The sequence below is a fragment of the Vibrio eleionomae genome (genome assembly GCF_009874545.1).
GTDB classification, from domain to species: domain Bacteria; phylum Pseudomonadota; class Gammaproteobacteria; order Enterobacterales; family Vibrionaceae; genus Vibrio; species Vibrio nitrifigilis.
The window spans coordinates 114,672-132,631 of record NZ_WEKT01000008.1 but is presented as its reverse complement, the minus strand read 5'-3'; the positions used below and the strand labels follow the sequence as shown (position 1 = coordinate 132,631).

14 protein-coding genes are annotated in these 17,960 nt (G+C 43.0%); 2 read left to right on the top strand and 12 right to left on the bottom strand.

From position 1 onward, the window contains the following. The first annotated feature begins 164 nt into the window (after positions 1-164). Positions 165-4,820: a PAS domain S-box protein gene (locus tag F9817_RS07125; RefSeq protein ID WP_161154262.1), complete on the top strand. Its 4,656-nt coding sequence runs from the start codon at positions 165-167 to the stop codon at positions 4,818-4,820. A 54-nt stretch (positions 4,821-4,874) separates the two neighbouring features. Here the strand turns inward: F9817_RS07125 and F9817_RS24380 are convergent, their stop codons facing one another. From F9817_RS24380 to F9817_RS07095, 6 genes are all read right to left on the bottom strand, one after another. Next, positions 4,875-6,059 (bottom strand): diguanylate cyclase, encoded by a 1,185-nt coding sequence (locus F9817_RS24380; RefSeq protein ID WP_161154261.1) that lies wholly within the window; start codon positions 6,057-6,059, stop codon positions 4,875-4,877. A gap of 404 nt (positions 6,060-6,463) precedes the next feature. After that, the gene (locus F9817_RS07115; RefSeq protein WP_161154260.1) at positions 6,464-7,099 is read right to left on the bottom strand and encodes an aspartate/glutamate racemase family protein; all 636 of its coding nucleotides are present in this window, start codon (positions 7,097-7,099) and stop codon (positions 6,464-6,466) included. 2 nt (positions 7,100-7,101) lie between these two features. Continuing rightward, positions 7,102-7,815 (bottom strand): dipeptidase PepE, encoded by a 714-nt coding sequence (gene pepE, locus F9817_RS07110; protein ID WP_161154259.1) that lies wholly within the window; start codon positions 7,813-7,815, stop codon positions 7,102-7,104. A 331-nt stretch (positions 7,816-8,146) separates the two neighbouring features. Then, complete coding sequence (locus F9817_RS07105) at positions 8,147-9,790, bottom strand: OPT/YSL family transporter (protein ID WP_202436372.1); 1,644 nt, start codon at positions 9,788-9,790, stop codon at positions 8,147-8,149. A gap of 39 nt (positions 9,791-9,829) precedes the next feature. Next, on the bottom strand, positions 9,830-10,513 hold the full coding sequence (locus F9817_RS07100; RefSeq protein ID WP_161154258.1) for an AroM family protein: 684 nt from the start codon (positions 10,511-10,513) through the stop codon (positions 9,830-9,832). Continuing rightward, positions 10,513-11,454: a DUF1177 domain-containing protein gene (locus F9817_RS07095; protein WP_161154257.1), complete on the bottom strand. Its 942-nt coding sequence runs from the start codon at positions 11,452-11,454 to the stop codon at positions 10,513-10,515. The genes F9817_RS07100 and F9817_RS07095 overlap by 1 nt, the downstream gene beginning before the upstream one ends. Positions 11,455-11,553: 99 nt before the next feature. On the opposite strand from F9817_RS07095, the gene F9817_RS07090 reads away from it, so the two are divergent. Then, complete coding sequence (locus F9817_RS07090; RefSeq protein ID WP_161154256.1) at positions 11,554-12,468, top strand: LysR family transcriptional regulator; 915 nt, start codon at positions 11,554-11,556, stop codon at positions 12,466-12,468. Positions 12,469-12,615: 147 nt separating this feature from the next. On the opposite strand, the gene F9817_RS24375 is transcribed toward F9817_RS07090, so the two are convergent. From F9817_RS24375 to ectA, 6 genes are all read right to left on the bottom strand, one after another. Continuing rightward, complete coding sequence (locus tag F9817_RS24375) at positions 12,616-13,068, bottom strand: SH3 domain-containing protein (RefSeq protein WP_161154255.1); 453 nt, start codon at positions 13,066-13,068, stop codon at positions 12,616-12,618. 192 nt (positions 13,069-13,260) lie between these two features. Then, the gene (locus tag F9817_RS07080; protein ID WP_161154254.1) at positions 13,261-13,500 is read right to left on the bottom strand and encodes a hypothetical protein; all 240 of its coding nucleotides are present in this window, start codon (positions 13,498-13,500) and stop codon (positions 13,261-13,263) included. Positions 13,501-13,700: 200 nt separating this feature from the next. After that, positions 13,701-15,128, bottom strand: coding sequence for an aspartate kinase (locus F9817_RS07075; protein WP_161154253.1), 1,428 nt, complete (start codon positions 15,126-15,128; stop codon positions 13,701-13,703). Between the two features lie 81 nt (positions 15,129-15,209). Continuing rightward, on the bottom strand, positions 15,210-15,596 hold the full coding sequence (locus F9817_RS07070) for an ectoine synthase (RefSeq protein ID WP_161154252.1): 387 nt from the start codon (positions 15,594-15,596) through the stop codon (positions 15,210-15,212). A gap of 58 nt (positions 15,597-15,654) precedes the next feature. Beyond that, complete coding sequence (gene ectB / locus F9817_RS07065) at positions 15,655-16,920, bottom strand: diaminobutyrate--2-oxoglutarate transaminase (RefSeq protein ID WP_161154251.1); 1,266 nt, start codon at positions 16,918-16,920, stop codon at positions 15,655-15,657. A 16-nt stretch (positions 16,921-16,936) separates the two neighbouring features. Next, the gene (gene ectA, locus F9817_RS07060) at positions 16,937-17,485 is read right to left on the bottom strand and encodes a diaminobutyrate acetyltransferase (RefSeq protein WP_161154250.1); all 549 of its coding nucleotides are present in this window, start codon (positions 17,483-17,485) and stop codon (positions 16,937-16,939) included. Positions 17,486-17,960: the final 475 nt, after the last annotated feature.

Genomic DNA, 17,960 nt, shown 5'->3' with positions numbered 1-17,960 from the left:
GTATTGTGACGGTTATTATTTCTGGTTTCTATTTATTGTATAGAATTAATATTGACTCAAAAAAAAGTGAATTATCAGACATCATTTCGTCACAAGTTAGATTAATTCGGTCGTTTGTAAACTCTGATACTAATAATAAAAATCAAACACAAGAAAAATATCAGTTGACACGTAGTCATGCTTTACAACAAATAAAAGAAAGTTTTAGTGACTATAGTAGTCTAAGCGGTTCAGGTGAGTTATTACTGGGGGAAAAACGCAATCATTCAGTGGTATTCTTATCCTCGAATAATAATCAAACCGCAGAGTTTCAACCATATCCGGATGCAGGCAAACAATCCTTTTTAAATAACCCTATGAGCCTCGCACTTTCCGGTCAATCCGGTGTAATGACCACGCAAGATTACAATGGGCACAGTACGTTAGCCGCATACGGTTATGTACCAGAGTTGAACGTGGGTATTGTCGCTAAAGTCGATCTTAGTGATATTCGCAAACCTTTTGTAAAAGCGGGTTTATTGTCTTTGCTGGTAGGTCTGATCGTTGTCATTGTCGGTGTGTTACTCAATACCAGCATGGTTGGGCCACTACTCGAACAATTTTACCAATTCACGCGTAAGCTAAAACAACGTGAACAAGAGCTGGCTAAATTGTCCAAAGTGTTAGAGCAAAGCCCCACTTCTACGGTGATTACCGATCGTTCAGGTCTGATTGAATATGCCAACCCCACGTTTCTTGACCAACATAACTTAACTCAAGCAGAAGCTATCGGTAGTACTGCACCGATTTTATCTCCCAACCATATGCGTCCAGAACGCTTCCATAACCTTTGGGCAACCATTCATCAAGGCTTGGTCTGGGAAGGTGAATTTGAACACACCTCAACCGATAATAGTCAAACTTGGGAATCAGTCATTGTCAGTCCAATCACAAACGAACAAGGCCATGTCACCCACTTTACGGTGTCATCCAACGATATCACTAAGCAGCACATTCTAAACCAAGAAAAACTGGCGGCTGAGCAGCAAATGGTGCAAAGCGCGCAACGTTTTCAGTCACTTTTTGAATTTTCTGCTGTCCCTTATATTCTACTGGAAAACAACAAAATCATTGATGGTAACCAAGCGAGCTTACGTCTATTCGAACTTAATTCAAAACAGGAATTACTCGACTCGCCTGATCATCCAGTTCGGCTTGAGCGTCTTGATAACTTTTTATCTCTGGTGTGTCATAACCCCTCACGGAACCCAAATGGTGAAGCGATTCGATTTGAGTGGGATTTTGCTCTGGTCAGTGGCAAAACCTGTTACGTAGAAATTAGCCTACGACCACTCGATATTAATGGTCGTCAAATTTTACTGGCATCACTGCATGACATCACTAAGCGTGTTCACACTGAACAGGAATTAAAACAGAGTCAATTTGTATTAAATAATACCTTTGATAGCGCCGCTATTGGGTTAACCCATGTCACAATTGACGGACAACTTACCCGTGTTAACCAACGCTTAGAACAGATAATGGGGTATAGCGAACAAGCGTTGTGTCAGATGACGTTTCACGATATGACGCACCCTGACGACCTTGTGATTGAGTTGCAGTTATTTGACCAATTACTCAAAGGTGAAATTCCATTCTATACCATGGAAAAACGCTTTTATCACAAACTGGGCCATATCATTTGGGCAAATGTAACCGTCGCATTAGTCACTACTGAGCGCGGGGAACCCGATTATGTGATCGCTTCATTCGATGATGTCAGCGAGCGCAAAGCACAGCAAGCCGATATTATTCGCCAACAAAATCAACTGCGTGCCATTATTGATAACACCCAAAGCATTGTGTTACTTAAAGACATTCATGGCCAATATTTGGTTGTTAACCGTGCATTTGAATTACTGTCGGGTAAATCGTCCAGCGAGATCCTTGGTACCGCTGAATCCGATTTTCTTCCACCAGAATTGATCGACTACGTTCAATTGCATGATGATCAAGCTATTAGCACCAAACAGTTAATCTCTTATGAAGAAGCCTTAACTCACCATGATGGAACACTGCACAGTTACTATACGACGAAAGTGCCACTGCTCGACGAAGAAGGTGACGTTTATGCGTTGGCGGTGATCGCTACCGACATTACGCAACGTAAGGTAATGGAAAGTCAGCTCAAGTACAACGAAGAGCGTTTGACCTATGCCCTAGAAGCCACCGGAGAAGGTATCTGGGACTGGGATATAACAAACGATTCAGTGACTCACAACCAACGATTCTGTCATTTGCTTGGTCGTGATAATTCTTACATGCAGCACAACTTAGAGGTCTTTATTGATTTCATTCATCCAGAGGATCGCGATTACGTATTGAAACGCGTTCAAGAAACGCTTGATTTTGATATCCCCTATCACTGCGTCTATCGCATGGTTCGTCCAGATCGACAGATTTTTTGGGTGGAAGACCGCGGCAACATTGTCAAACGTGACGACAATGGCGACCCACTCAGATTGGTCGGCAGCATCTCTGATGTCACGGAACGGCGTGAAATGCAGCAAGAGCTTTTGGAAGCGAAAGAAACCGCTGAACAAGCCACTAAGGCAAAATCTGACTTTTTAGCCAATATGTCGCACGAAATTCGTACACCAATGAATGCGATCATCGGGATGTCAAACTTGGCACTTCAAACTGAACTTAATCACAAACAGCGTAATTACGTGGAAAAAGTGCACCATTCCGCTGAGTCGTTGTTGGGGATCATTAACGATATTCTGGACTTTTCGAAAATCGAAGCTGGTAAACTGGAAATCGAAAATGCTCCGTTCAATCTTGATGATGTGATTGACCACATCACCAACTTGGTTGGCTTAAAAGCGGATGAGAAAGCGTTGGAGTTCATGTTTGACTTCCCTCGCTTGTATCCAAAGGAATTGATTGGTGACCAATTACGTCTGTCGCAAGTACTAACCAACTTTACCACCAATGCCATTAAGTTTACTGACCCTGGTGGTGATGTGATTGTCGGCTTGGAAGTACTAAATGAAACCGACCAAGACGCTGAATTACATTTTAGCGTTAAGGATACCGGGATTGGCCTAACAGAAGAGCAACAGTCGAGACTGTTCCAATCATTTACCCAAGCGGATAACTCCACCACTCGTCGTTTCGGGGGCACTGGGCTTGGTCTCGTTATCTCCCGCAACTTAATTAAGCGTATGGGTGGACATATCTGGGTTGAAAGTGAGTACGGCTCCGTCAGTACCTTCCATTTTTCACTGACACTAGCCAAACAGGCAAATGCCGCCAAACATTCTAGTGAACTCGATACGCCGCTCAGCCATCTCAACGTATTAATCGTTGATGATAATGACACATCACGCGAAATTTTGGCCCACCAGCTCGTGAGTTTTGGCATTTCACCCCATGTTGCGGCCGATGGTGAAGAAGCCATTTTATTACTTGAATTGGCAGCGCAATTACAGCCTTATGATCTCGTGATACTGGACTGGAAAATGCCTGGGTTAGATGGTATCGAGACCGCGCGGGCCATTCAACGTATGCACAATATACCTAATGCCCCAACCGTCATAATGATTACTGCTTATGGGCGAGAAGAAGCGAAAAAAGCTGCTGAAGGGACGGACATTTCCTCCTTTTTAGTTAAGCCAGTCATGCCATCGGCCATGCTCGACACTATCATGACATCCATGGGATACGAAGTAGTCACCCAAAGACGTAGTGATTTAGTCGATGGGAAATTGACCTCTTATATCAGTGCCCTGCGCGGTATGCGTGTGCTATTAGTCGAAGATAATCTGATTAACCAAGAATTAGCGCTCGATATTCTCTCATCCAATGGACTTGATGTGGATGTGGCTAACAATGGTCAGGAAGCGATCGAAAGTCTACGCATTAACGAATTCGATGGGGTATTAATGGATTGTCAGATGCCTGTGATGGATGGTTACTCCGCTACGCGGGCTATTCGCCAAGAAGCCCAGTGGGCCGACCTCCCTATCATTGCAATGACAGCCAATGCAATGGCAGGCGATAGAGAAAAAGTCATCGAAGCTGGAATGAACGACCATATTGCCAAACCGATCGATATTACAACGTTATTTATGACGCTAACCAAATGGTTACTCCATCAAGGCCAAGATCACAGCCGCGTTGTTGAAGATAGCTATCGCTCAACTGCGGATGCAATCAACATCCCAACTATTCCGGGGATTGATACTCAAATTGGCCTGACCAATGTACAACATAATGAAAAACTTTATCTAAAAATTTTGCGTCGCTTTAGAGAGACTTATGCAACGGAATTAGATGATGCTTTAGCGATGATTCGCCTAGACCCAAGTGATGAATCATCCATTCGTTGGGCCCACACTCTTAAAGGGGTATGTGGCACGATCGGTGCTAAATCAATAGAGAAAGTGGCCCGTGAACTGGAATTTAAGTGCTCAGGTACCAACAAAAATCTCGATCTTGATGTCCAGATCAATACCGTTCAGCATCAGGTACAAGATTTGATCGACCACCTCGCAGTGCTTGACGATGTATCAGAAAACGAAGATAAGCCATCACCAGAATCCGCAGCGCAACTCGATACGCAACAGCTACGTGAAGAATTTGCCCAAGTCAAAACATTGCTTGAAGAGTTTGATACCGACGCAACAGATGCGTTAGAAACGCTCAATACCAAGTTACGTGGGTCTGATTACGAATATCTTATTCAGCCTTTAGTCAAAGCGGTTGATAACTATGACTTTGATTTGGCTCTAGAGCATTATGAAAAGATTGAAGAGCAATTGACCGCGGCGAGCTAAACTTTGAAGAGTGATGAATTTGAATTACCGTCACTCTTTTTTATTCTTTCGCAGTTAAGCAGGTCGGTGTTGCAGGCCTTGGGCACTGATACTTTTAGTCGTAATCACTTGGTTACGACCCGAAATTTTTGCTTTATAAAGCGCGTTATCGGCGCATTTTATGGCTTCTAAGGGGTCGGATTGAGCCAGTAAACGCGCACAACCAACCGAGACAGAAATCTTGAATGTTTCTGTTCCTGACTGAAACTCCAAATGTGAAATTGCCTCACGTAACACGTCAAGCTGGTCATAAGCGATAGTTAATGTTGGCCATGGTGCATACCAGATAAATTCTTCACCACCATAACGCGCAATCATGCCATTAAGTGGCACATATTGGCACAACACATCCGCTACCTTCTTCATGACCTGATCGCCCATATCATGACCATAGCTATCATTCACATGTTTAAAGTGGTCAATATCAAACATGGCAATCACCCCATCAAGCCCTGTTTCATCTATATAGCTAGGCAATTTTTCACGAAAATAGCGGCGGTTGTACAAACCAGTCAATTCATCATGCATGGAACGTTTATAATGCCAGTTAATCTGATCGAATAAAAATAGCGACATTAATGCACCGAGCAAAAAATCACTCGCTAAAATTTGCAGCCCAACCACGGATAACATATAGATTTGCAAGTTATGCGAAAACACTAAGATAAGTGTCGGCCCAAGAACTGCCCAACCACAAATCAACATGGAAATACAAAGCAAAAGCTCTCCGCTACGGTTAATCTTGCGCTTTTTTAACCCCAAGAAAAACGCACTAAAGAAAATCAATGCTAACGAACCAGAACAAAAATGAATGCGTAATAGCGTGCTGCTAGGCTCATGGTTAACGAGCCAAAGTTGCAGTGTCGCAAATATGAGTGCATGGCTAAATATCAAAAGATAGTGACAGATACGAACAGAATACTGATACCAAATAGCAATACCGATTAAGAAGAGATAAGCCGCCAACATGTAGAACGCATTGTTGAAAAAAACCGAAAGACTGATGAATCCCCACTGACGCAAACTGTAAGAAAAATACGCCAACCCCAACAAAAGAAACGCGGCGACAAACCGATTGGCTGCTTGTTTGTGAATACCCGATAAATTGTGGCTCACTTGGGATAAAAAGAAACAAGCAATCACACTGCTACCAATCACATTGATAATGTTTGCTATATTAGAAATGTAAAAGATATTCACAAAAATAGCTTCCTGCGCTCTAGACGTAACGAGACCATCACAGTCTGAGCCCTTGTTAACACATCAATGATGTGCCAGATAATTCGATCAAACGTTAGGTTGACTAACCATTGATTAAGCAATCCTAATCCGAATGGTATCAATATTCGATATATCAATACCTTGAAATGATTTGAGGCGAGGAACATTACACGAAATTTCGCTGCAAAAACGTCTCAAAAACAAGAATTACCCAGTCGCTTCATCAAAAATAGAACAATTTTCAATTCCGGTTGTAATTTTGAGACAAATAAATAAGACAAAGCGTCGGATACGCAAATGACCTCAAGATGCAAGATTCAGAGCGAATACATTTTCGTTAAAACAACATCTTGAGGTTACTTGGGTGTAATTAAATCACTAATTTAGACACGAGCAATGCGCTCAGCGAGTGCAATGACAGGATTGATGACAGGCAGTGCTAAATGGGGGGCGAGTACAGAAGCAATATCAACCGTAGCCATTCCAGTACATGCTAAGGCGATAACTTTAGCACCGAGCGCTTGGCATTCGAGTGCTGCGTCAATAATGGCTTGCTGACCATCTGCCGTCATAATGTCGTGAGTACAGTGCACGTTATGTGGGCGCCGATATATGGTCGTGCAGTCTGCGAGCTCACGCTTAAACACATCAGGCTCTTCAGGTTCGATACCTAAGATGCCGATACAATCACCCACTTCACGTGCGGCCCAACAACAAGACTCCCCTGCTCCGTAAACAGGAATTGATAATGTCGCTTTGAGTTCTGTGACACCGGGATCAGCCGCACAACTTACCACCAGCAGATCTAACTCGTGTTGCCACTCTTGGCCCAACTGTACAATCTTCGGCAATGCAAGTTGGAACGTTTCGGGATCATGAATACCTTCCGGTTGATCCCATATTGAACGGGTTTGCCACTGTTTGTTAATCGCAATACCGTCCATGATATTTTGGTGCATATCGAGAAATGCTTGGTCTTTTCCTGACAAGACTCGAATCACACCAATGCGCTTAATCATATTTAGCCCTTAAGCAATTCGCTACATTCACCCAGAGGAAGATCGGTTTGCTCCCCACCAAGGAAGACATGACCTGCACCTGCTCCAATTAGAGTCATGCAGTCACCTTTAACTAACAACGCGCTACCTTCAACCAATGCGACAACTTTATCCTTCGGATTCATGACCATAAATTCAGCTAGGCGCTGCTCACGACTTTCGCCATTATGACCGGGAATTTGACCACTAATAAAGTGCGGGTTGATTAAAAATGGCACCAAACAAAGTGCACTAAAGGTTTCTGGCTGAACAATCGGCATATCATTGGTTGTTGAAATGCTCGTCCCTGATAGGTTAGAGCCCGCACTCCAGCCAATATATGGCGTGCCCTGGCGAACTTTATTTTGAATCACCGACACTAAACCTTGCTGCTGAAGACGACTGAGTAAAGCAAAGGTATTGCCTCCACCAACAATGATCATCTGAGCATTATCCAGCGCTTGCTTGGGGTCCGTGGTTTGATGCAAACCAACTAATTTAATACCTAACGCAGAAAAGTGCGGAGCAACACGCGCTAGATATTCATCGTAACTGCGAGTGACTCCAGCATAAGGAACAAATATCGCTTCAGTTACTGGAGCATTAAAACCGGCAAAAAATTGTTCCATCATCGGTTTGGTATGTGACAAATAGTCACTGTTTTTAAACCCAGAACTACTACACAACAGTAAATTCATATGATTACCTTCAAATTAAAAACGCAAACAACAGATAGCCATTGGCAATGGCTATCTGATTAATATACCCAAGTAACCTCAAGATGCTGTTTCAGCGAGAATGTATTCGCTCATAGGCAAGGCACTGATTTGAAGACATAGTCATTCTACGTTAAAAATCAGTAACACAGCCTGGGAGCGAATAAAACTCGCCCTTTGGGAGCTCATCAACAAACCTATTTCTGCGCTCAATCACGTTGAAAGGGAATTACCATTCCTGCCGTGATTGAGCTTGACCTAGGCTCGTTGATGAAGCTCTGAATCCTGCATCTTGAGGTCATTTGGGTATAAGTTAGTGCTTTGATCCTAGCTTCAATGTCGATGAGAAGAAGCTGTAAATCGCAGAACCAGAAATCGCACCAGCGCCCAGAATATACAGCTGTTTCATTCCTTCATCGCCATAACGTTTAATCACAAAGAAACGAATCAGCAGACCAACAAAGATCATCACACCTGCAAGCGGAGATACGATCAATAGCCCGGTAGCGAGCAATACACCTATTTGTTTAGAAATACCACCTACCAATTGAACAAACGCGCCAACCACTGCCCATATAGCAAGTAGCATTGCAACATGGTGATCCGCCCCCGCATTGATTGTCGCGACATAAACACGAGCCACAGGTGGGACAAGGTCTTGATTAAAGTAGTGTTGATAAGCAAATCCTACCACTAGAATAGCGATGCCGAAACTGAACATTTCCGCAAAGTATTGTTGGCGGCGACCTTCAATTTCGTATGCAACATCTTTACTCTCACCACGGATAATCCAACCTGTTTTTAGGTCATACGCCATATCAGCAAACGCAGGGCCAGTCGCGACGGTAAAGGCAACCAACACACCCAATGCCTCTTTAGGAAAACCTAACAACATACCGACAACGAGGAAAATAAGACCCGTAGCAAATGATGGGAACCAACCTGAATGCATAGCGGCAATACCAACAATTAACTCTGAAGCCATGGCTGCAACGGCGGCAAAAACTAACCAGCCGATTAGCATACCAATGCCCATGTCAGCATAAACACCGGTCGATAATGCAAGAATTAAGGTAATAATTAGATACATCGTAAAGCCACTCACCATCGCGACTTTCATTTGCAAAGCAGAGCGAGTTGGACGTTGCTGTTTTACTGATTCTTCTTTTGCTTGAGAGTGATCGGCACTGTCTTGAGCATGTTCGTCACGACGAATCAGCATGATGATTTGAATCAATGCAACTAAACCCGCACCAATCATGATTCCATGAGGGATATATTGGGTGCTAATGTCAAAACCAAATAGTTGAGTTGAATACCCGCGTAGTAATAGACCCACACCTAACGCACCAAGAGCAAATGCATTAGAAATCCAAGTGATACCCAACATATCCATTGGGATACCAAAGCTTTTACCAACGGCACCACCTACCATACCGACAATTAATAAAACGGTATTTTTACCTTTGGTCGCGGCTGCTTTTAAAGCTTCTGCGGTAGCAAATCCTGGAGGCCAAGCACCGCGAGCACTAAACAATTTACTATCAAACGAGAAGTACAGAATCGAAGCATCAGTGATCACAGCCAATGCTGCGCCAATTAACATCGGCGTTAACATGCCATTTTCACCCATTAGATAAGGGATCGCGAGTGGCAGTAACAAACCATTCGCTGCAGAAAAGGTCGCACCAGAAATAGAGGTTTGTACTAATGTCTGACTTTCTAACGATTTTAAACGACGAAACGCTTTTAATGGTAGATAAGATAGCAAAATCGCTATCAATGCACCGATAATCGAGGTATTCGGGGTAATCCCCACACGAGTTATCAGCTCCATGCCGATAATCGCACCAAGAACGGCAATCACAACATTAAAAATCAGTTGTGATGGCATAAAAAATTTTGGATGAGCCGCAGGTGGCCCTCCCTGTTTATCAGGGCTGACTTGATGGTTCATAACAATCCTTATTTGTAGATTCCTTGGGTTCGACTGCTTCTACTTAAGTAACAATCGAACGGTATTAAAAATAATTTCTCTTGGGGTAATTACGGATTTACCCGCTATATGAGCAATGTCATCTCGTTGTGCTAGCTGATAACCCATACAATCGAGATAAATCAAGTTACCTTGTAACTCTTTTGCTTGTTGCGCAGCGTGTTCTCGTCCACCATCATTAAGATACGGAGAGCCACTTAAACATTGAACATCAAAACCATTACCTAACCAACGTTGATGTGTATTTTCCATCTGCGCGGCATCAGGAGACATCACGATCAGTGTCACTGCATTGCTAATACCAGCGAAGAAGTGTTCCACGATCTTTTTCGGCGACAATACTGGAACTTGAACATCATTAAACTCAGGTAAATCCCCAGTGCATAAAACCAGAATCGCATCAGGTTTTGCGGCTTCTGCCTTGTGCACGGCTTGTTCTAGTAACGGTTCCAAATCCTGTTCACTGATCTGAACTTGGCGACCATCTTGCATGCGCGATACCAAGATATCGCGCTTTGTTGCTGTAGGGTATTGAGTATTAATTTGTTCTAGAGTGAAGCCATCTAAAGCACCAAATTCGAGTACTTTCACGTTACTCCCGAGTAAAACTGCAAGGTCTGCATGCAAATCAAGTCTAGGTGCTTGACCAATCGTAACAATCGCTAACGTGGATTGCTTACTCATCACGCTTCCTTACCCGGAGTTTGGAAATGAACGTTAGAACCATAACGAGATTGAATGGCGTCAAACTCTGCTTGATCAACAAATTGGCAAATTCCCTGACCCAAATCTTTTGCAACTTCGACCGCAAGGCGAGCAGCTTGCTCAATATCGACTTCATGACTAGCGCCTGTCGCACATCCGGCAACAGCAACAGCAGTAGACAGTGCGACACCAATAACTGGTTTATCAGTCGCAACCGATGGTTGCAGAATGCTGTTAAGATGGTAAAGCGTATTACCATATGGAGTGATGTCTTGCTGGCTTAGTGCAAATACATTGGCCATTTGACCTGTGACTCGCTCAACCACATTGACCACACTTTCACTCACTTTAAGAATATAGCCTTGGCAAACCGTCGGAGAAATTGCAATACCACGGTAGTTCATGATGCGATTGCCTTTAGTGGTATCAATGGACAAAATAGCATCCATATCAGCATCCACTTCGTGTTCCCATGTATCTTCCATGGTAATCGGAGAGTCCATAAATGGTACTGGGTAGTGCTCTCGCGTTGGGGCATCTGGACAGATATGGGTTGTTACAATCACATCCCCCGGCAGAGTATCGCCATATGACGCCATACGAACTAACTTAGCCGCAGCCGCCATAGCAGACAGCGCACCATCGCCATCTGAAACAAAACCGGTAATGTCAGGACGAGCGCCAATTCCACCCAAACGGCCAATAATGCCTAATGTCGGTGCATTGCCACCTTTCGATTTACCGTTAGAACCAGGAATCAGAATCTTGATAAAATCACTGGCACCTTTATCTGAAGTCAGGCAATTGATGGTGATCTGATCTTCACTGGCACCTTGCTCGCAAAGATAATCTTTAACCACGGCACCACTTGCTGATGGCATATCCAGTAGTTCATGTAATTCCATAACTTGCTTGAGCATATTTTTCTTCCGTGCAGTTTTTCAAAAATGTCGTTCGATAATAAACAGTTTTATTGATAGGATAAATTTGAATACACTATGGATTAATAGAAAAACTTTATGAATATTTCATCTCGGCAGTTAGAAGCGTTTTTAAAAGTCGCTGAATTAGAAAGTTTTACTGAAGCAGCGGAGAAGCTTCACCTCACCCAACCTTCACTTAGCAGCCAAATTAGGCAATTAGAACATACGCTTAGAATAAAGTTATTTGCGCGTACAACGCGTAAAGTGGTGTTAACTGAAGCTGGAGCGACATTTCTTCCTGCTGCAGAGCGCACCATAAATCGCCTAAATAGTGCGTTAAGAGATATGCACAATCTTGCTGACGGACAAACTGGACGCGTCAGTTTTGCGGCATTATTAACCGTTGGCGCCAGCTTAATTCCAGCGGCGATGGCCGAATTTCAACAAAAATTCCCGTTGATCACTCTCGAATACATTGAAGAAAGCGACGAGCCGATTTATAAGCAAGTGGCAAATGGTGATATTGACTTTGGTATAAGCGCTCTGCCGAGACCAATCGAAGACATCAATTTTACGCCCATTTATAAAGATTACCTCTATTTTGTCTGCTCACCCCGCCATCCACTAGCAGAGAGCAAGGAAGTGAGCTGGCAACAAATCGTTCAATCCCCTTTTATTGCCATGCAAGGAGGAACCAGTATGCGTATGTTAATGGAAAGAGGGTTCGCAATGACGGATGTCATGATGGAGCCGGTCCAAACCGCTGTGTATCAATCAACAATACTTGGCATGGTAGCGTGTGATTTGGGGGTCAGTGTTTTACCCTCTTCACTAAAATTAATGTTCGAACGCAATGATGTGTGCCTAATCCCAATAAAAGAAAGACTCTTTCGCGATATTGGTTTGATGGTCTCCAAAAGTCGTCCGCTCTCAAAAGCAGCTCAAACACTGGTCGATGTGATCTATGATGTCGTTGGGCAAAACCGTAATTTACTACCGCGCCCTGATTAATATTCAGCGCATGTCCCCCAAATGTTCTCAAGATACAAGATTCAGAGCAAATACGTTGGCGCTGAAACAGCATTATAAGGTTACTTGAGTATAAAAAAGACAGAACCTTACGTTCTGCCAGTATTACGGTTTGTTTGCACGAAGAATCTAAGGCAGCTTAACAATAAAGTTAGCGCTCACCCATTGATAATGACCATCGAAGTAGATTTCTGCCCAACCGTTTGCCACTTTTAACACCTGGACATGTTCTCCACGTTTTAGATGGCCGATAATTGGTGCACCAGGACGAGGATTCGCACGTACATTCAATGCGTTAGCACGAACTTGGTATGGATGATGAGGGCCTTTAGGTTTAGCATGCGCCACCTTCTTAGCAGCATGATGCTTAGCTTTTGGCTGATGTGTTACTTTATGTCCCGCATTGCTCTTTGGTGTTGCTTTGTTCGCATGACCATTGCCTGGTTGACTGTGATTTGGCTGCGCTTTTTGCTGCTGAGCAGGTTGAGTCTGACATGGCTGACCTTGCTGGCATGGAGCGGCAGTTGCAGCAGTGGTTCCTATTGCGCTAAGTACAGCGATCAAAAGTAATTGTTTACGCACTCTATTCTCCTACATTGAAACTTTGCCAGTTTCACGATTTGTTCTTTATACGATAGGCAATACATTAACATTGATAGATTGGAATGCTAGCACCAAAAGTATTATTAACAATGAGTTGACTGATACGCTGCATCTGTAGCCGTTTACGTCAAATTGGTGTAATTACAGGGTTAGAGATTTAAAAAAGACGCCTTATTTTCTCTGAGCCTTTACTTTGTTGACCTTCATCTTCCATTTAAAAAAACCAGAAAGTCCTGAAGCCAACATAAACACTATCAGTGATATTCCAATGCCATCGAGCAAACCACGGTGATACATAAAATGGGACAGTACTTGAAATAACAATGCAATCGGAATCCCTCGTGCGAGCATATCTTTAATCAGGATTTGCTTAAAAATAGAAGAATTGAATTTGAGTTGAACTTGCTCCATGTGTTCCTCCTGAACAACCATACCTTGGCCCAAACTAACCAATGTAACTCACGTTAACATACTGTTTAATATCGCCAAACTTGGTTATAAAGGATAACGCTGTTTCTGAATTGGTTCCACAACAGAATCGCCATCTTTTCTATCGCATCGCGCACAATAAAAAATGCAGCCGATTGGCTGCATATAATCGTAATGCATTATTAAGCTGCTTGCACCGTCGGAGATTTTTTCTTTGTACCAGAGCCAATCAATCGTTTGTGTAACGCACAGATAGCACTATGATAATCGTTATCCTCAACGACGTACTGAACATTGACATTGCGCATTGAAGAATACGCCGCCATAGGGTCAATACCGACTTCCATCAATGCTTGCATACCACAGCTTAATGTAGCGTTAGTATTCATATAAGCTCCAATGGCTGATATTAAGGCAACCATCCTTCCGCTGGTTTTTGCATTCGGACAGTACTGCTTAGTACGGGCTAACACACGGTTTAATGCCGGAGTACTTCCACTTAAAAAATAGGTCATCGAATTGGCATTCATCTCATTCCCCATCAAGCGGACTTTTTCATCAGAAATAATTTCCATAACATCGTAGCTCACGCTATCTGTTTTACCGACCATACTTTGATCGAACAGATGCAATGCAAACACTTTGTCACGTCCGGCGATGATTTCTACCTGCTCGTCATCAGTACGGAACCGATCGGCTATCAAGGTACCCGGATGATCCGGTTCGAACGTATTTTTTATCCTCAAATCAATACCTTTCTGACGTAACCCTGCGGCGGCGTTAGGATGAATCGCTTCCATGCCTAAGTTAGCAAGTTGATCTGCCACATCATAGTTAGTTTGCCCCATTGGACGAACATGTTCAGGACCAACAATACATGGGTCTGCGCTGCTCAAATGATACTCTTTGTGAATGATCGCCTCGCTTGCTCCCATTAAAGCGGCGATACGACTGAACGTCATTTCACTGTAGCCACGATCATAGGTCTGCATCAAGCCTTCTTGGCAATGAGCGTAACCAGTAACAATGGGTAACTCGTTGCTTAAATCAATATTGGCGAACGCCTTTAAAATCACCTTATCCAACGATTCACTCTGCCCTTGGTTCCAACCAGACAGGTCAATAAAACGAGCGTTTATATTTAAGCTTTGCAGTTTTTGCACCGTGTTATAAGCGCTGTGAGCCTCTCCCAGCGAAGAGAGAAATTCACGGATCTGAGGGAGATATTGGCGTAGACTGAACTGACCGAATTCACAGGTTTGCAATAAACTATGTATACATTCAATTGCATCAGCGACGCGTGCACGCAAAAATTTATCAGCTTGAATGCGCACCATTGGATCTGCAAATAGGTTTTCATTAATTAGCAGCATGCGCTGCTCTAATTGATACATTGCGTCTTGCCAATTCTCATCACCATTGGCAACCATCTGGTAGATACCTGGTTTGCCGGTTTTTTTGCATTCTAATAGCGCGTTGGTCATCCCAGAGTAGGCAGACACAACGAACACACGATGATAAGGGTTACTCGGCTTTAAAAATATATTATCGAGAACGGCATCAAATGCCGACATCGACGTACCACCGATTTTTTCTACGGTGAAAGACATGGAGTCTCCTTTAATGATTGACAGTTTGTAAAGAGCGAAACAATCGGGCCGTGAATAGTCACGGCCTCACGTATATCTCTACTAGTCAACTAATGGATACACACCATCTTTATCATGAGTTTCAGCACCAGTCAGTGGTGGGTTGAACACACAAGCCATCACCATATCGCCTTTTTTATGAGCACGTAAATAGTGCTCATCATGCTTATCTAACACATACAATGTGCCAGGTTTAATCGGATAACGTTTTCCGCCGACAACTTCAATTTCACCTTCTCCCGACATGCAATAAACGGATTCCAAGTGATTTTTGTAATGAATATGGGTATCCGTTCCTTTGTAAATCGTTGTGATATGGAATGAAAAGCCCATTTGATCTTCTTTGAGTATCATACGGGTGCTTTCCCACGTTTCAGCCACTACTCGACGTTCACTCTGTTCGCATTCTTGTAAAGTTCGTACAATCATTAACTTTTCCTGTTATTTGTTTTCATTAAATGAGAGATATAAATGATGCTGCAATCGGCTAAGATGCCTGCTTGATCAGACGGGGAGCCACTTTGTCCACAGCTGATTTAAAGATCGCCAACCCTTTATCGAGTTCGCTTGCGGTGATCGTTAATGGACAAAAGAACTTAATGACTTCATCATCCGGTCCGGCAGTTTCGATCACCATTCCCTGATGAAAACATTCTTGGGTAATCTGATGCGCGACATCACCATCAAGACATTCAATGCCTTGCATTAACCCACGTCCTTTCACACCGTTAAACAGTGATGAATATTGCTGAGAGACTTTTTCAATGCATTGCGTTACTTGAGATGCTCGTTGATCAATATGTTGAGCAAATTTGTCATCCGCCCAATACGTCTCTAATGCTTTGGCCGCCGTCACAAACGCATGGTTATTGCCGCGAAATGTGCCGTTATGTTCACCGGGTTTCCATACATCATATTGTGGTTTATAAAGCACAACCGCTAGAGGCAGACCATAACCACCAATTGATTTGGAAAGCGTAACGATATCCGGTTTAATTTCTGCTGGTTCAAAACTAAAGAACGTGCCCGTGCGGCCACAGCCCGCTTGAATATCATCAACAATCAATAAAATATCGTGTTGTTTACAAATGTCACTTAGACGGCGTAACCACTGCGGTGAAGCTGCATTTAACCCACCTTCTCCTTGAACCACCTCGACAATCACTCCGGCTGGTTTATCTAAACCTGATGAATTGTCATCGAGCATTGCCGAGAATAGTGATAAGCCATCAGTATCTGCGTAGCCTTCATAAGGGATACGAGTGACTCCGTTTAAAGACATGCCAGCACCGCCACGATGGTGCTGATTTCCCGTTACGGCTAATGCCCCCAGAGAACAACCATGGAAACCATTCGTGAATGAAACAATGTTGGTTCTCCCGGTAACTTTACGTGCAAGTTTAATAGCGGCCTCAACAGCATTCGTTCCTGTTGGCCCAGTAAACTGCACTTTATAATCCAGCCGACGTGGCGCAAAAATATATCGCTGCATCGCCAGCAGAAATTGAGCTTTGGCATCTGAATGCATATCCAGACCGTGGGTCAGGCCATCTTGTTCTATATATTCCAATAACGCTTGCTTCAATATGTCATTGTTATGCCCGTAATTGAGGGAGCCAGCGCCAGCAAGAAAATCGAGGTAAGCATCACCTTCTTTGGTATAGAGGTGGCTTCCCTTGGCAGTAGAAAACACAACTGGAAAGTTGTTAGCGTAAGACTGAACATTCGATTCTTTCTGAGTAAATATATCCATAGTAATGGTGTTACCCTTATTGTTGTTTACGTGAATTAAGAGGAATTCGAAACAGATATTCGGTGTCGTGTTCGCCACAAAAATGGCGAGTTTGGTCAAGGAATGTAGTGACTTCACCCTGTTGGCCATGAGCACGTTCTAGCTTTTTGAACAAGCTCCAAGACCCTTGATTATCGCGAGTAATCGTTGTTTCAATGGCCGTAATATCGTGTAACGTTTCCCTATTTAAAAGTTCATTCAACATATCGAAAGCCAAACCTTTGCCGCGGGCTTTGGGGTGAACCGCGACTTGCCATATAAACAATTCATCAGGTTGATCTGGCTTGCGATAGGCAGAAATAAAACCAGCAACTTGTCCTCGGTATTCCGCCATTACGCATGTTTTGCGAAAGTGCGTCGACTGAAGAAAATTACAGTAAGCAGAATTTTCATCGAGCGGTGAACACTGCGCAATCAACGTGTGGATGGCGTGCCCGTCACTACGCTCGGGAGTTCGAAATGTCCAAGACTGTTGAACATTGTGCATTGTTTTTGGATATGCAACCCATGGTGATGTTGTAATCATTATTAACCACTTTTGTTTTGAACTCTAAACAATGTGTTTATTACACTAACAAACACAAATCGATTTTCAACCCCGAACTGATCACAAAAACTCAACATAAACGTGTAACACATTGATTTTAACACACTTAAAATTATTAAAATAAAATAAGAACCTTTTGTTAAATGTTTTGACATATAAACAAAATACCATTCTAAAAAAGAAATACGAAACGTAATAGATATGTTAACCGTCACTAGCATTTTAGATAAATTCGCAATTTGCATTCGCAATTTGCAAACAAAAGTAAGAAGGGTAACGCTTAAGCGTCATTTTTTGGTAAAAAATAGCTAAAATAGAACGAAAATCGCCTTTAAAAAAGTTGGCACGGTATCTGCATTAATATTAGCGACCCTTATTAAGCCGAGGGTCACCTAGCCAACTGACGTTGTTAGTGAATAAAATTTGTTCACAAGTATATAAGCCAATCTTGATT

Excerpts from the sequence above, each read along its gene's own strand:
- F9817_RS07070 (WP_161154252.1), bottom strand. The coding sequence starts at position 15,596 with ATGATTGTACGAACTTTACAAGAATGCGAACAGAGTGAACGTCGAGTA.
- F9817_RS07075 (WP_161154253.1), bottom strand. The coding sequence starts at position 15,128 with ATGTCTTTCACCGTAGAAAAAATCGGTGGTACGTCGATGTCGGCATTT.
- F9817_RS07095 (WP_161154257.1), bottom strand. The coding sequence starts at position 11,454 with ATGCTCAAGCAAGTTATGGAATTACATGAACTACTGGATATGCCATCA.
- F9817_RS07090 (WP_161154256.1), top strand. The coding sequence starts at position 11,554 with ATGAATATTTCATCTCGGCAGTTAGAAGCGTTTTTAAAAGTCGCTGAA.
- ectB (WP_161154251.1), bottom strand. The coding sequence starts at position 16,920 with ATGGATATATTTACTCAGAAAGAATCGAATGTTCAGTCTTACGCTAAC.
- F9817_RS07080 (WP_161154254.1), bottom strand. The coding sequence starts at position 13,500 with ATGGAGCAAGTTCAACTCAAATTCAATTCTTCTATTTTTAAGCAAATC.
- pepE (WP_161154259.1), bottom strand. The coding sequence starts at position 7,815 with ATGAATTTACTGTTGTGTAGTAGTTCTGGGTTTAAAAACAGTGACTAT.
- ectA (WP_161154250.1), bottom strand. The coding sequence starts at position 17,485 with ATGATTACAACATCACCATGGGTTGCATATCCAAAAACAATGCACAAT.
- F9817_RS07100 (WP_161154258.1), bottom strand. The coding sequence starts at position 10,513 with ATGAGTAAGCAATCCACGTTAGCGATTGTTACGATTGGTCAAGCACCT.
- F9817_RS07105 (WP_202436372.1), bottom strand. The coding sequence starts at position 9,790 with ATGAACCATCAAGTCAGCCCTGATAAACAGGGAGGGCCACCTGCGGCT.
- F9817_RS07115 (WP_161154260.1), bottom strand. The coding sequence starts at position 7,099 with ATGATTAAGCGCATTGGTGTGATTCGAGTCTTGTCAGGAAAAGACCAA.